This is a genomic window from Dietzia timorensis, from assembly GCF_001659785.1.
GTDB lineage: Bacteria > Actinomycetota > Actinomycetes > Mycobacteriales > Mycobacteriaceae > Dietzia > Dietzia timorensis.
Genome location: NZ_CP015961.1, coordinates 1,829,901 through 1,844,478 on the forward strand (window position 1 = coordinate 1,829,901; position 14,578 = coordinate 1,844,478).

At 65.7% G+C, this 14,578-nt stretch carries 11 protein-coding genes; 7 read left to right on the forward strand and 4 right to left on the reverse strand.

Annotation, left to right across the window (positions count from 1 at the left end):
- Both sufB and BJL86_RS08370 read right to left on the reverse strand, forming a co-directional pair.
- On the reverse strand, positions 1-1,458 hold the full coding sequence (gene sufB, locus BJL86_RS08365) for a Fe-S cluster assembly protein SufB (RefSeq protein ID WP_067471104.1): 1,458 nt from the start codon (positions 1,456-1,458) through the stop codon (positions 1-3).
- A 114-nt stretch (positions 1,459-1,572) separates the two neighbouring features.
- Positions 1,573-2,280, reverse strand: coding sequence for a helix-turn-helix transcriptional regulator (locus BJL86_RS08370; protein WP_067471102.1), 708 nt, complete (start codon positions 2,278-2,280; stop codon positions 1,573-1,575).
- 311 nt (positions 2,281-2,591) lie between these two features.
- Between BJL86_RS08370 and mptB the strand changes: the two genes are divergently transcribed.
- From mptB to BJL86_RS08390, 4 genes are all read left to right on the forward strand, one after another.
- The gene (gene mptB, locus BJL86_RS08375; RefSeq protein ID WP_067471100.1) at positions 2,592-4,283 is read left to right on the forward strand and encodes a polyprenol phosphomannose-dependent alpha 1,6 mannosyltransferase MptB; all 1,692 of its coding nucleotides are present in this window, start codon (positions 2,592-2,594) and stop codon (positions 4,281-4,283) included.
- On the forward strand, positions 4,271-5,227 hold the full coding sequence (locus BJL86_RS08380; RefSeq protein ID WP_414836050.1) for an ABC transporter ATP-binding protein: 957 nt from the start codon (positions 4,271-4,273) through the stop codon (positions 5,225-5,227). Before mptB ends, BJL86_RS08380 begins: the two co-directional genes overlap by 13 nt.
- Complete coding sequence (locus tag BJL86_RS08385) at positions 5,224-5,997, forward strand: ABC transporter permease (protein WP_067471095.1); 774 nt, start codon at positions 5,224-5,226, stop codon at positions 5,995-5,997. The genes BJL86_RS08380 and BJL86_RS08385 overlap by 4 nt, the downstream gene beginning before the upstream one ends.
- A 106-nt stretch (positions 5,998-6,103) precedes the next feature.
- A complete protein-coding gene (locus tag BJL86_RS08390) occupies positions 6,104-7,111 on the forward strand; it encodes a COX15/CtaA family protein (protein ID WP_331710363.1) in 1,008 nt (335 codons plus the stop codon).
- A gap of 95 nt (positions 7,112-7,206) precedes the next feature.
- Here the strand turns inward: BJL86_RS08390 and BJL86_RS17585 are convergent, their stop codons facing one another.
- A complete protein-coding gene (locus BJL86_RS17585; protein WP_067471091.1) occupies positions 7,207-8,835 on the reverse strand; it encodes a hypothetical protein in 1,629 nt (542 codons plus the stop codon).
- Between the two features lie 60 nt (positions 8,836-8,895).
- On the opposite strand from BJL86_RS17585, the gene BJL86_RS08400 reads away from it, so the two are divergent.
- The gene (locus BJL86_RS08400) at positions 8,896-9,864 is read left to right on the forward strand and encodes a quinone oxidoreductase family protein (protein ID WP_067471089.1); all 969 of its coding nucleotides are present in this window, start codon (positions 8,896-8,898) and stop codon (positions 9,862-9,864) included.
- A gap of 76 nt (positions 9,865-9,940) precedes the next feature.
- Here BJL86_RS08400 and BJL86_RS08405 read toward each other — a convergent pair whose 3' ends face one another.
- A complete protein-coding gene (locus tag BJL86_RS08405; protein WP_082908279.1) occupies positions 9,941-10,981 on the reverse strand; it encodes a heme o synthase in 1,041 nt (346 codons plus the stop codon).
- 322 nt (positions 10,982-11,303) lie between these two features.
- On the opposite strand from BJL86_RS08405, the gene tkt reads away from it, so the two are divergent.
- Together tkt and tal are read left to right on the forward strand one after the other, a co-directional pair.
- Positions 11,304-13,421: a transketolase gene (gene tkt, locus BJL86_RS08410; protein WP_067471085.1), complete on the forward strand. Its 2,118-nt coding sequence runs from the start codon at positions 11,304-11,306 to the stop codon at positions 13,419-13,421.
- The gene (gene tal, locus BJL86_RS08415; protein WP_067471083.1) at positions 13,421-14,521 is read left to right on the forward strand and encodes a transaldolase; all 1,101 of its coding nucleotides are present in this window, start codon (positions 13,421-13,423) and stop codon (positions 14,519-14,521) included. Before tkt ends, tal begins: the two co-directional genes overlap by 1 nt.
- Positions 14,522-14,578 lie beyond the last annotated feature (57 nt).

Genomic DNA, 14,578 nt, shown 5'->3' on the forward strand with positions numbered 1-14,578 from the left:
TTAACCCACCGATCCTTCCATTTGCAGTTCGATCAGACGGTTGAGCTCAAGTGCGTACTCCATCGGGAGTTCCTTCGCGATCGGCTCGACGAAACCGCGGACGATCATGGCCATAGCCTCGTCTTCGTCCATCCCGCGGCTCATGAGGTAGAACAACTGGTCGTCGGAGACCTTGGACACCGTCGCCTCGTGACCCATCGTCACGTCGTCCTCGCGGATATCGACGTACGGATAGGTGTCCGACCGGGAGACGTTGTCGACCAGCAAAGCATCACACTTGACCGTGGACTTGCTGCCCTTGGCGCCCGGGTTGACCTGGATCAGGCCGCGATACGCCGAGCGTCCACCGCCACGGGCGACGGACTTGGCGACGATCGAGGACGAGGTGTTGGGCGCGAGGTGCACCATCTTCGAACCGGTGTCCTGGTGCTGTCCCTCACCGGCGAACGCCACGGAAAGGACCTCTCCCTTGGCGTGTTCGCCGGTCATCCACACCGCCGGGTACTTCATCGTGACCTTGGAACCGATGTTGCCATCGATCCATTCCATCGTTGCGCCCTCTTCGGCGCGTGCACGCTTGGTGACGAGGTTGTACACGTTGTTCGACCAGTTCTGGATCGTCGTGTAGCGGCAGCGGCCGCCCTTCTTCACGATGATCTCGACGACCGCCGAGTGCAGAGAGTCGGACTTGTAGATCGGAGCGGTGCACCCTTCGACGTAGTGCACGTAAGCACCTTCGTCGACGATGATGAGCGTGCGCTCGAACTGGCCCATGTTCTCGGTATTGATGCGGAAGTAGGCCTGCAGCGGGATGTCCACGTGGACGCCCGGTGGGACGTAGATGAAGGAACCGCCGGACCACACCGCGGTGTTGAGCGCGGAGAACTTGTTGTCACCGGCCGGGATCACCGAACCGAAGTACTCCTTGAACAGCTCGGGGTGTTCGCGCAGGCCCGAGTCGGTGTCGACGAAGATAACGCCCTGGCTCTCCAGGTCCTCGCGGATCTGGTGGTAGACGACCTCGGACTCGTACTGTGCGGCGACACCGGCGACGAGGCGCTGCTTCTCCGCCTCCGGGATGCCGAGCTTGTCGTACGTGGCCTTGATGTCCTCGGGGAGCTCTTCCCAACTCGTGGCCTGCTTCTCCGTGGACCGGACGAAGTACTTGATGTTGTCGAAATCGATACCGGAGAGGTCGGCCGACCAGGTGGGCATCGGCTTCTTCTCGAAGATTCGGAGCGCCTTGAGGCGAGCCTCGAGCATCCACTCGGGCTCGGACTTCTTGTCCGAGATATCGCGAACAACATGCTGCGAGAGGCCACGCTGGGCGGCGGCGCCGGCGGCGTCACTGTCGTGCCAGCCAAACTGGTAAGCACCGATCGAATCGATGATTTCCTCGTCTGTGGTCAATTCGCGCTCTGTTGTCTCGGCCGACACTTGGTCCTGGCTGAGAGTCATTCGACCTCGTCCTTTCGGTTATTACGTCAGTAGGTGCAAGGGCAGTCGCGCCACCGACGTTGGTCAATCAGGGAAATCGTGCAGGTTTGTGGTCAGAACGTCCAATTCGGGAGGCTAGCGCCCATCGCGGTCCTCCTCCGGTCGGACGTCTGCGACGGGGATGTTCGTGGTGCACGCACAGTTACCCACGGCCAATGTCGCGAGACGTTGGATGTGTGTACCGAGCTTGACCTCGAGCACGTCCTGCTCTGCGGCGCATAACTCCGGGCAGTGCGATGCGACATCCCAGACCGGGCAATGGTGCTGACAAAGCTGCACCCCGGCAATGGACTCGTCCACCGTCGCCTCGTAGCCCGCCTCCGACAATGCAGTCGCGAGATCTCTCGCCGCTCGTTCGACATCGTCGGGGCCCGAGGCCGGCTCGACCTCGGCGACCAGAGCCTCGAAACGACGTGAAGCAAACGTGTATACCGCTTCCGAGCCACCCGCCTCGCGGAGCGCCTCGATGGCACCGAGAGCGAGTTGCCCATTGGAATCGCCACGCAGGCCACGGCCCCGAGCGGTGATCCGCCAGGCTCGCGCCGGGCGCCCACGTCCTCCCGCAGGCCGACGAATCGTTTCTACCAACGACTCCTCTGCGAGATTCTCCAGGTGGCGGCGAACCGCCGTCGGAGTGAGGGACAGCGTCTGGGCAACTTCCGCAGCCGTCGAATCCGGATGCCGAAGCAGATGTCCGAGAATTTTCTCTCGAGTACCCGCCCCGGCGTCCCCGCTCGATGACGAATCGGGTTTACTTTCGGGTGCAATAGGTGCGACAGACATCAACTCACCTCCTCACGCCTCTCTACATTACGCAACACATGTGTTTCGTAAATAATTCCACCCCGGAAAAGGAGACGCTCGGCGCCGTGGGCCGAGCGAATCCGGGCTCCGACGTCATACGGAAAACTATGCTGTAGCGGAGAACACGTACGGGAGTGAGTCACCGAACGCCCTCGTGTAGTGGGCAATCGTCGCGGCACGGAGTGTCTGCGGTGTGCGGAAAGTAGCGAAGGAGTAGACGCGTGGAGAAACAACCGCCGATCCACGCGTCAGCGGTGCCTGCATCGGGCGAACCCCCGAGCGTTACCCCCATGAGCGCCCACCCAGGAAGGCGGAGCATCGCCACTCGGTGGGGCGAGAGGATCGGGCACGCCTCGGCGACCTTCGGCGCGGCAACCTCGCGAATTGCGACGTCCGAGCACGCTCATCAACCACTCGACGAAATCCGCGCCATCCGAGTAGCGAGGCTCCGGCTGCTGGGCACTGCGGCATCGATGCTCATGGCCTTCGGAGCGGTGGGCGCCGGAGCATTGCCGGTGTTGCAGAACCCGGCGCAGGGAGAACGCGTCGTCGGATTCCTGCTACGGGTTCAGCAAGGTTCGATGACAATCGCGATGATCGGCATGGTCGCGCTCACGTTGTGCTGGCTTGCGCTTGGCTATTACGCGCTGGGGCGCTCGTTCCGCGGAAGGCCGCTCCCCACGCTCCGGAGGCTCGAACTCGACCGGATCATCGCCACGTGGGCCATCCCCCTGGCCGTCGCTCCCCCGATGTTCTCCAAGGACGTCTACAGTTATCTCGCCCACGGGGCGATGGCGGAAGTGCTGGGTGACCCGTATTCGCTGGGGCCGGTGGCGGCGCTCGGAGTCGACCACCCGCTCACGATCAACGTCCCGACCATGTGGCGGGAGACGGCCAACCAATACGGCCCCGCCTTCCTTGCGATCGAACGCTTCGTCTTCGAGATCACCGGCGACAATGTCGTTGCGGGCCTGGCGATTCACCGAATCTTCGCGGTGCTCGGAATTATTGCGATGGCCTGGGCTATCCCGAGACTCGCGCGCCGCTGCGGGGTGTCCGACGTCGCCGCGCTGTGGCTTGGTGTCGGCAATCCGCTGGTGCTCTTCCATCTCGTCAGCGGTATCCATAGCGAATCGGTGATGCTCGGGTTCCTCGGCGTCGGTCTCGTCGCGGTTCTGCGCGCCACCGATCACCTCGGCCCGTGGGGCGCACGCGAGTATGCATTGTTCGTCGCCGGAACCGTGCTGGTGACGGCGGCGGCGATGGTCAAGCTGCCGGTCGCCGTCGCCCTCGGGTTCGTCGGTATCGCTCTCGCCCGCCGTCTTGGTACGAGTTGGGGCGCGTTCCTTCGTGCGGTGGGGGTCATGGCGGTCCTGTCGATCGCGACGACCCTCATTGCGATGGCTGTGACCGATTCGGGCTTCGGTTGGCTGACCAAGCTCGGCGCGGCCACTGCCGTGCGGTCCTGGCTTTCGCTACCCACGGCGTTCGGAGTCATCGTCGGCGCGCTGGGGCAGATACTCGGCCTCGGCGACCACACCGAGCAGGTACTGGCAATCACGCAGACCGGCGGGATGCTTGTCGCCGGACTATGGACGCTATGGCTTCTCTGGGTCGTGTGGAAGGGGCATCTCCACCCCCTCGGCGGGATGGGTCTGGCGTTGCTCGGGATCGTCCTCATGTTCCCCGTCGTCCAGCCCTGGTACGCGCTATGGGCAATGGTCCCGCTCGCGGCGTGGGTTTCGGCGTGGCGATTCCGCCTTCTCGTCATCGCGTATTCCGCGTTGCTCGCGTGCTTCGTGCTCCCGCCCGGATACGGTCCGCCTCCGGCGGTGACGATTGGCGCCTGGGTCGCCACGGTGATCGTGCTCGCCATCGGAATTCTTCTTTGCGCCTGGCGACCGGGCTATCTCCGCCTGGACCGGATCGCGCAGGGCGGTGGCTCGGCTCGCGCACGCGAGGACATACCATCGACAGCGTGACCAAGGCCGACGAGACTCTCGCATTGCGTGCCCGCGGGCTGGTTCGCCGATTCGGCGAGACCACTGCGGTAGATGGAATCGATCTGGATCTCCACCGCGGAGAGGTAATGGCGCTCCTGGGGCCGAACGGCGCAGGAAAGACCTCGACAGTGGAGATGTGCGAGGGGTTCATCGCCCCCGACGAGGGCTCGATATCGATTTTCGGTCTCGATCCCATCGCCAACCGCGAACGGGTACACGCCCGGGTCGGGATGATGCTGCAGGGTGGCGGCGCCTACTCGGCCTCCCGCACGGAGGAGATGCTCCGGCTCATCGCCTCGTTCTACGCAGACCCGATCGACGTCGACTGGCTGCTCGACACACTCGGCATGCGCGAACATGGCCGTACCCCGTATCGCCGGCTATCCGGCGGACAACAACAACGCCTCTCACTCGCCTGCGCCATCGTCGGTAAACCGGAATTGGTCTTCCTCGACGAGCCCACGGCCGGGCTCGACGCGCAGTCGCGCATCGCCGTGTGGGAGCTCGTTCGCGCGCTTAGGCGCGACGGCGTCGCGGTACTGCTCACCACGCACCTCATGGACGAGGCAGCCGAACTTGCCGATTCTGTCGTCATCATCGACCGCGGCAGTGTCGTCGCCACCGGATCGCCCGAACAGATTTCGTCGCTCGGGCTCAACGACGGCGTGGTGGCGAGCTTCCATGACGACGTGGCTGCAAGCGAGCTGGAACGCCTCGCCGATGCCCTGAGCAACTTTGATGTGCGCGTACGTGGCGGGAACAGGGCCAACGAGATCAGCATCGATGGAGCTTCCTCCCCCGAGATCTTCGCCGCCGCCTGCGCGCATTTCGCCGCCAACGATATGGCGATCGAGAGAATCGGGCGCCACGAACGCTCCCTGGAAGATGTCTTCCTGGAGCTCACCGGGAAGGATCTTCGATGAGCGAGCTATTCCCCGCCGGAACATTCTCCAACCCCTCGGCGCCGGCCACCCGCGCAGCGATGCTGCGCTCCCAGACCAAGATGGAAGTCTCGTTGTTCGTGCGCAACGGCGAACAACTTCTCCTCGCCCTGTTCATCCCGGCCGCCCTGTTGTTCGGGCTCACGATGTTCGGAGGCGACGCCATCCCGGATCCGCGGGTCGACCACGCTGTGATGACCGTGTTCGCCGTGGCGATCATGTCGAGCGCCTTCACCGGGCAGGCCATCGCCGTCGGCTTCGATCGCCGCTATGGTGCGCTCAAACGCCTCGGCGGCACACCTCTCCCCCGTTCGATAATCGTCGGCGGCAAGGTCGCCGCCGTCCTCGTCATCGTTCTCGGCCAACTGGTCATTCTCGGGATCATCGCCGCGCTTCTCGGCTGGCGCCCCTCGCTCGGCGGCCTGCTTCTCGCGCTCATCCCGGTGATACTCGGTGTCACGGCGTTCTGCAGCCTCGGGCTGCTGCTCGGTGGCACGCTCAAGGCCGAGATCACCCTCGGCCTGGCGAACCTCATCTGGTTCGTTCTCCTCGGCTTCGCCGGGCTCGCTACCGGCATCGTCGAGGTATCCGATTCGGTGCACAACGTCCTGCTCCTCGTCCCCTCTTATGCGCTGACGGCGGGGATCGGCGAATCGCTTGCCGGGAGCATGCCGGCGATGGAGCTCATCGTGCTGGCGGCGTGGTCGCTTCTCGGGGTGACGGCTGCCTCCCGCTTCTTCTCGTTTACCTAGGCGAAATCGCGGCAGGTCCGCCAGGGTTCCACCTCCGACGTCATAAATGGAGTGTTGCTCCACCCAAATGCTGGGATCGGCGGCCCCGGCAATACAATTGGTAGGCGTGAGCAGCACGAGCCAGTCGGACGCAAGACCCTCCCCCGATTCCGCCGCCGAGGCGCGAGACCCAGGGGGTAAGGCCCGCTCGCTACTGATGCGGTTGCCCGAGCCGAGTCTGCGAATCCAGTGGTGGCTGGCCCTGGTCAACCTGATCTGCCAGATCGGGATCATGGCCTCCGGTGCCACGGTCCGAGTGACCGCATCCGGACTCGGCTGCGAGACGTGGCCCCGATGCAACGGAGACAGCTTCGTTCCGGTGCCCGGCGCGGCGCCGTGGATTCACCAGCTCATCGAATTCGGCAACCGGACACTTACTTTCGTGCTTACGGCGGTGTCCATCGCTCTCCTACTCGCCGTCTTGCGCGCGGGACGGCGCAAGCATCTGCGATTGCTCGCTTGGATCATGCCGTTCGGCATTCTCGCCCAGGGCATCGTCGGCGGTATCACCGTGCTAGCCGGTCTACTGTGGTGGACCGTCGCCCTGCACCTCATCCCGTCGCTGGCGTTGGTCTGGTTCGCGTCGATTCTGTTCGCCCGGATCCGCGAAGACGACGATGAAACGGTCCGGCGCACCGTGGGGACGCCGCTGCGCCTCCTCACGCTACTCTCCGGCGTCGCCCTCGCCGCCGTACTGGTCACAGGCACGCTGGTCACCGGGGCGGGGCCTCACGCCGGCGATGTGCGGGTCGGCGCGCACGAACGCCTCCAGATCGACATCGACCTGCTCGCCCATATCCACGGCGAGCTCATGCTCGCGTACCTCGCGCTGGTTATCGGGCTGATATTCGCGCTCTACGCCGTCGGCACGGAGCGACTCGTCAAGCGCCGCGCCATCTATCTGGCCATCGGCGTACTCGGCCAGGGGCTCATCGGAATCGTCCAGTACTGGATGGGCGTGCCGGAGGTGCTCGTCGTCGCGCACGTGGCCGGAGCAGGTATTGTCACCGCGTTGACGGGCATGTTGTGGGCTTCGGGTCGCTCGCGCAGCGCAGCGCTCTCGGCCGTCGAATAAGCGCGCTGGGGAGGACCGAACTCCACCACTGAGAGCAGAAAAGGCCCGGCGTGCGCGCCGGGCCATTTTCCTGTGCTGGGGCGAGTCCAGTTCGTCTAGACGAGCTTGGACGAACCCGCCATCTTCTTCCAGTGGCCCGCGGGAACATCGACCTTGAGCGTCGTCTTCTTCGACCAATCGTCCTCCTCGAGCGCCGGTACGGCTTCGAGGACCGCGTGGGCCTGCTCAAGGGTGTCGACGAACTGATCGCCGAGCACGCCATCATCTCCGACGAGGGACAGGCGTACTCCTCGTCGACCGACAGGCTGGATGACGACGAAGGCCGAATCCCCATGAGCACGGATGAACTTCTTGACGTTCTTCACGGTCTTCTCCGGCGCCTTCGGTCCCTCGGGCTCGGCCGGCGCCTCAGGCTCCTTTTCCGCGGTATTTTCCTTGTCCGAAGACGAGGAAGCTGTGGCAGCGCCCGCGGCTGCGGCGGCGCCTCCGGTCGCGGTCGCAGCGGCTGCAGTCTTCGCCGAGCTGTCGTCCTTCTCCTCCGCGGTAGCGTCCGTGGTGGGCTTGTCGCCCTCGTCCTCTGGCGCGCTCGCCTCGGACGTGCCGCCACCGAGGCTCAAGCCGCCCGAGCCACCGCCCGGTGCAGCGGCCTTCGAACCGCCGCCTAGCTTTAGGCCGCCCGAGCCGCCGCTGCTCTTCGGTGCGACCTTCTGCTGCTCTTCCGCAGCGGGCTTCTCGGTATCCGCAGACGCCTCTTTCGCCGCGTCGTCCTCGGTGGGCGAAGACTTTTCGGCAGTACCGCCGCCTAGCTTGAGGCCACCCGAGCCGCCGCCGGGCGCTTTCGCCTTTGAGCCGCCACCGAGCTTGAGCCCGCCTCCCGCGGCCGGGGCGCCCGAAGTCTTCTTCTCCTCGGTCGTGTCAGCCTGTCCTCCAGTGCCAGCAGAATCGGCGGCGGACGATTCGGCCTCTGCGGCCTTCGCATCGGAATCAGCTTCGGAACCGTCGCTCGCCGAGCTGGAGGCGGCAGCCGCAGCTCCCGCGGCACCTGCGCCAGCAGCGGCCGCAGCGCCTCCGAGCGCGAGCTTATTGGCGCCGCCGCCCGGCGCCTTTGCCTTGGAACTGCCGCCAAGTGAAAGACCGCCGCCCGATGCCGGGGCGCCGGAAGTCTTCTCCTCCCGGGGTGCGTCCTTCGCGCCGGCCTGCGGCTCCTCGGGCGTCGGCTCATTCGGCGCCTCCGCTGCAGGCGCGTCGTCCGCAGAAGTCGCGGTCGCGTCATCTGCGGCCGACCTATTTGCGGCGCCCGCGCCGCCGGCGGGAGCGAGCGTGTTGGCCCCACCGCCGGGCGCCTTGGCGCGCGAGGAGCCTAGTTGCAGCTTGCCGCCCGCGCTCTCGGCAGACTCAGACGCCGGGGCACCGACCTTGAGCCCGCCGCCTTCGCTACCCGAATCCGTGGTGTCGGCGGAACTCTCCGCTGTCTCGGTGGTGCCCGTGTCGGTGGCCGGCTGCTCGTCCTGCGCGGCGCCTTCCGCGTCGTCGTGGGAGGTGCTGCCTCCGGCGTCATCCACCGACAACGTCGTATCGTCGGCGGAGCCGGCCGCCTGTTCGACGGGGTCCGTACCTCCGGAAGTGCCACCGGACAAGGAAATGTTGCCCTCGGCCCTTGCCTTCGGGCCCTGCCCATATCGCGAGTGAAGTTGCAGTTTGCCGCTGCCCTGCGAGGAAGTCATGGCGGCTATCTTACCGGCCGGTAGTGGCAAACCCGATTCGCCACGGGCAATACTTGAACTATGCATGCAATAGTCGTTTTCTCCCACGGTGGACCCGATGTTCTCGAGTACGCGGAAGTCAAGGATCCCGAGCCGGGAATCGGCGAGCTTCTCGTGCGCCCCGTACGCATCGGAGTCAATTACATCGACACGTATTTTCGCGAAGGCCTCTACCCGCGCGAGACCCCGTACATCCCCGGCGATGAGGGTGCCGGCGTCGTGGTGACCGTGGGTACCGGCGTGTCCGAGTTCGCGCCCGGCGACCGTGTCGCCTGGTGCCGCGCGGAGTCGAGCTATGCGCAATACGTGCGGGTCCCGGCGGCTCACGCCGTCAGGGTTCCCGACGAACTGTCCGACGAGGTCGCCGCCTCCGCGCTCTTGCAGGGAATGACGGCGCACTATCTTGTGAACGACACCCACCGCGCGGTCCCCGGGGACTACGTGCTCGTCCACGCCGGAGCAGGTGGCGTCGGGCAGCTATTGATCCAGATGTGCGTGCACAACGGATTCAAGGTCATTGCTACGACCTCCACCGAGGACAAAGCCGACATCGCGCGAGCTCGGGGCGCACAAGCGGTGCTGCGGTACGAGGACGCGAGCCCGGAAACCATCAAACGGATGTCTGACGGCGGAGTGGCGACGGTTTTCGACGGCGTCGGAGCCAGCACGTTCAACAACTCGCTCGCGAGCCTGCGCGCCCGGGGCACGATGGTTCTCTACGGCGCGGCCTCGGGGCCGGTGCCTCCATTCGACATCCAGCGGCTCAATTCCGGAGGTTCGTTGCAGCTCACGAGGCCGACGCTGGCACACTTCATCTCGACTCGCGAGGAATTCCTCGACCGTGCCGGCGACGTGCTTGGGGCTCTCGCTCGCGGTGAACTGACGCTGGACGTGGGGGCGACGTTCCCGCTGTCCGAAGCGGCCCGCGCGCACCGGGCACTGCAATCGCGCGCTACGACCGGGTCGATCGTCCTCGACCCACTGGCGTGACCCGAATACGGGAGGCGGGCAAGCCGGTTCCGGCACCAGAAGCTCCCGGAACCCATGGGTGCCGGGACATCCGACGTCAGGATAGGTACCCGGAGACCGTCTGGAGGCCGAGGACCGCATCGACGGACAGCGCGACGAAAACGGCGGCGAGGTAATTGTTCGAGAGGATGAACAGTGCGAGCGGCTTTACCTCGACGCCGCGTTTGACGCCCGCATGGAGGCGGTGGGCCATGATGATGAACCAGGCGCCGAAGCCGACCGCGCCTGCCGCATAGATCCACCCGGCGGCGGGAATGAGCAGGAACGTGACGAGCACCGTGACCCACGTGTAGATGAGGATCTGCCGGGTGACCTCGATCGGCGTCTTGACCACGGGCAGCATCGGCACACCGGCAGCCTTGTAGTCCTCCTTGTACCGCATGGACAGCGCCCACGTGTGCGGCGGAGTCCAGAAGAAGATGATGAGGAACAGGACGATCGCCTGCCACCAGTTGGCGTCCTGGCCGTCGGGAAGGTTGTCGGCGATCACGGCCCACGACACGAGCACCGGCATGCATCCAGCCGCGCCTCCCCACACGACGTTCTGCCAGGTGCGTCGCTTGAGGACCATCGTGTAGACGAGGACGTAGAACAGCACCGTGGCCAGGATGAATCCCGCCGCCAGCCAGCTCTTGGCGAGGAGCCCGAGCCACAGCATCGAACCGACGGTCAGGGTTGTCGCGAAGATGAACGCCGCACGGCGTGTCACCGCGTGGCGGGCCAGTGGGCGCTTCTCCGTGCGCTTCATCACCTGGTCGATGTCGTAGTCGACCACCATGTTGTACGTGTTGGCGCCGGCCGCGCCCATCCAACCGCCGACCAACGTGAGGAGCGTGAGCGAGAGGTGGACGTTGCCGCGGTCCGCCTGGAGAAGCGCCGGGATGGCGGCGACGAGGAGGAGCTCAATGACACGCGGCTTGGTGAGCGCGAGGTAGGCCCCGAGAACGTCGAGCACGCGCCGACCGAACGAGGGAGAGGAGGGGGCAGCGGGACCGGGGGCGGTATCGCCGGTCCCATCCGGTTGCCGAGAATCTGCCGACGCCGAAACGTCACCCCGACCTTGCCTGGACTCGTGCACTGCTCTCCTCTGATCGCGCCGTGCGCCGCTTTCCGAAGAACTGGATTAACGGCGCCGCGCGGATGGACGATCGCTTTATGGCAAACTGGCGCGCACCGAAGCTCCGGTGTGCCGAGTGCCAACTGCTGTATGAGTCTACGTGGCGCCTCGAAGCAAGACGCAATCATGGTCGGTGGATGGTGGGCGAGCAGACACATTCGGGTTGTCGTCACTAGGCTGAAGGGGTACGCGTGTCGGCGGTTCTCGCTCGCAGCCGTTTACCCTTCGGGCAAAGTGAACCATTGACCTTGCAATTAATAGACAAAATGGGAGTGCCTCTACAGTGTTCAGTCCTTCGGAAGTTGCCGAACTCACCAAAGACAGCAATCCGTCCAACTGGACCGAACTGGATTCTAAGGCCGTGGCGACTGCACGGATGCTCGCGGCCGATGCGGTCGAGAACTGCGGTAGCGGACACCCCGGCACCGCGATGAGCCTCGCTCCGCTCGCCTACTCGCTCTACCAGCGCGTGATGCGGATCGATCCGGCGGATGCCGACTGGACCGGCCGGGACCGTTTCGTGCTCTCCGCCGGACACGCCAGCCTCTTGCAGTACGTCCAGCTCTACCTCGCCGGCTACGGCCTCGAGATCGAGGACCTCAAGCAGCTGCGCACGTGGGGATCGCTGACCCCGGGACACCCGGAGGTCCACCACACCAAGGGCGTGGAAACGACCACCGGGCCTCTCGGACAGGGACTGGCAACGGCCGTCGGCATGGCCATGGCGGGCCGCTTCGAGCGTGGGCTGTTCGATCCGGAGGCTCCCGAGGGCAAGAGCCCCTTCGACCACTTCATCTACGTCATCGCCTCCGACGGCGACGTACAGGAGGGCGTGACCTCCGAGGCTTCCTCACTTGCGGGCACGCAGCAGCTAGGCAACCTCGTCGTCGTGTACGACGCGAACAACATTTCTATCGAGGACGACACCGACATCGCCTTCACCGAGGACGTCGCGGCGCGCTACGAGGCCTACGGCTGGCACGTCCTGCACGTCGACGGGGCGAACAATCTCGAAGCGATCGAGGACGCGCTGAAGACCTCGCGTCAGGTCACCGACAAGCCCTCCCTCATCGTCCTTCGTTCGGTGATCGGCTTCCCGGCCCCGAAGAAGATGAACACCGGCTCCTCCCACGGTGCCGCACTCGGCGCCGACGAGGTCGAGGCCGTGCGCGAGGCGGTCGGTCTGCAGGGCACCGCGCCGTTCGAGGTCGCCGCGGACGTGATCGAGCACACCCGAGAGGCGCTCGAGCGCGGCGCCCGCGTGCACGCACAGTGGGACGAGCTGTTCGCGCAGTGGGCCAACGCCAATCCGGAGCGCAAGGCGCTATACGACCGGCTCCGCGCGGGTGACCTGCCTTCGGGCTGGGATGGCGAACTGCCGACCTGGGAGCCCGATACCAAGGGCATCGCGACGCGCAAGGCCTCGGAGGCGACGATCCAGGCGCTCGCCGCCACGTTGCCCGAGCTGTGGGGCGGTTCCGCCGACCTCGCCGGATCGAACAACACGCTGATCAAGGACGCCGCTTCCTTCGGCCCCGAGTCGATTTCGACGTCGTCATTCTCGGCGAATCCGTACGGCCGAAACCTCCACTTCGGTATCCGTGAGCACGCCATGGCCGCGGTGCTCAACGGCATCGCACTGCACGGGAACACGCTCCCCTACGGCGGCACATTCCTCATCTTCTCCGAGTACATGCGGCCCGCCGTCCGCCTCGCGGCCCTGCAGAACACACACGTGACCTACGTGTGGACGCACGATTCGATCGGCCTCGGCGAGGACGGCCCGACTCACCAGCCGGTGGAACAGCTCGCAGCGCTTCGGGCGATCCCGAACCTGTCGATCCTTCGTCCGGCCGATGCCAACGAGACAGCCGCCGCCTGGGCCGCCGCGGTGAGCAAACCGGGCCCCAAGGGGCTCGCGCTCACCCGCCAGAACGTTCCGGTCATCGAAGGTACGAAGGAGTCCGCCCGCGATGGCGTCGAGCGCGGCGGCTACGTGCTCCGCGACTCGGAGGAGGGCATCGACGTCATTCTTCTCGCCACGGGGTCCGAGGTTGCCCTCGCGCTCGAAGCCGCCGAGGAACTCGGCGGACGTGGAATCGGAGCACGAGTAGTGTCGGTGCCGTGCTACGACTGGTTCCTCGAGCAGGACGAGGCGTACCGCAACGAAGTGCTCCCGCCTGAGGTTCGCGCGCGCGTTTCGGTGGAGGCGGGCATCGCGATGCCGTGGTACCGACTCCTCGGTGACCACGGGCGGGCGGTTTCGCTCGAACACTTCGGTGCTTCCGCCGACTACCAGACGCTGTACAACGAGTTCGGCATTACCCCCGCAGCTGTGGTCGCGGCCGCGGAGGAATCGATCGACGCGGCGAAGGCCGCACGCGGCCGAGAGGACAACTGATGACCAACGCCAACCTTGCCGCCCTTGCGGCGTCGGGCGTTTCCATTTGGCTCGACGATCTCAACCGGGATCTCATCGACTCGGGCACGCTCGAGGAGTACACCAGGGATCTGGCCATCGTCGGCGTGACGACGAACCCCGCGATCTTCAAGGCGGCGATCGCCGATGGTGACGCCTACTCGGGGGCTATTTCCGAGGCCATCTCGAGCGCCGGAGACGCCCAGGGTGACGAGCTCGTCGACCATGTGGTCCGCGAACTCACGACCGAGGACGTGCGCCGCGCCTGCGACGTGCTTCGCCCGATCTACGACAACTCCCGTGGGGTCGACGGTCGTGTTTCCCTCGAAGTCGATCCGCGGCTCGCGCATGACACCGAGGCCACCGTCGCCCAGGCGCTCGAGCTGGCCGCCTCGGTCGATCGCCCCAACGTGATGATCAAGATCCCGGCGACCCTCGAGGGGCTCCCCGCTATCAGCCGGGTGCTCGCGGAAGGCGTCGATGTCAACGTCACGCTCATCTTCTCCCCCGACCGGTACCGGAAGGTCGCGCAGGCCTACATCTCCGGCCTTGCCGCCGCGCATGCGAACGGACACGACATCTCGGCTATCCATTCGGTGGCCTCGGTATTCGTCTCGCGCCTCGACACCGAGGTCGACTGCCGGTTGTCCGAGGACTCCGAGCTGCGCGGTCTCGCGGGTCTCGCCGGCGCGCGACTGTGCCACGCGGAGTTCCAGGACATCACGCGCACCGCGGACTGGAAGGAGCTCGCCAGCGCCGGTGCCCAGCCGCAGCGTCTGCTGTGGGCGTCGACCGGAGTGAAGAACCCGGACTACCCGGACACGATGTATGTCACCGGGCTCGTCACCCACGGCACGGTCAACACGCTGCCGATGGACACGATCACCGCGTTCGCCGAGCACGGCGAGGTCGGCGGCGACACGGTCCGCGGCACCGAGGAGGACTCCCGGTCGGTGTTCGCGCGACTCGCCGAGGAGGGAATCGACCTCGACGAGGTCTTCGCCCTCCTGGAGACCCAGGGCGTCGATAAGTTCATCAAGGCGTGGAACGATCTCTACGACGCCGTGCGCGCACAGGTTTAACCAGGTGTATGACGGCGGAGGCACCGAATTCTCCGGGCTCCGCCGTCATCGTGCATT

Coding starts and splice junctions, on each gene's coding strand:
- sufB (WP_067471104.1), bottom strand. CDS start 1,458: ATGACTCTCAGCCAGGACCAAGTGTCGGCCGAGACAACAGAGCGCGAA.
- BJL86_RS08370 (WP_067471102.1), bottom strand. CDS start 2,280: ATGTCTGTCGCACCTATTGCACCCGAAAGTAAACCCGATTCGTCATCG.
- mptB (WP_067471100.1), top strand. CDS start 2,592: ATGAGCGCCCACCCAGGAAGGCGGAGCATCGCCACTCGGTGGGGCGAG.
- BJL86_RS08385 (WP_067471095.1), top strand. CDS start 5,224: ATGAGCGAGCTATTCCCCGCCGGAACATTCTCCAACCCCTCGGCGCCG.
- BJL86_RS17585 (WP_067471091.1), bottom strand. CDS start 8,835: ATGACTTCCTCGCAGGGCAGCGGCAAACTGCAACTTCACTCGCGATAT.
- BJL86_RS08400 (WP_067471089.1), top strand. CDS start 8,896: ATGCATGCAATAGTCGTTTTCTCCCACGGTGGACCCGATGTTCTCGAG.
- tal (WP_067471083.1), top strand. CDS start 13,421: ATGACCAACGCCAACCTTGCCGCCCTTGCGGCGTCGGGCGTTTCCATT.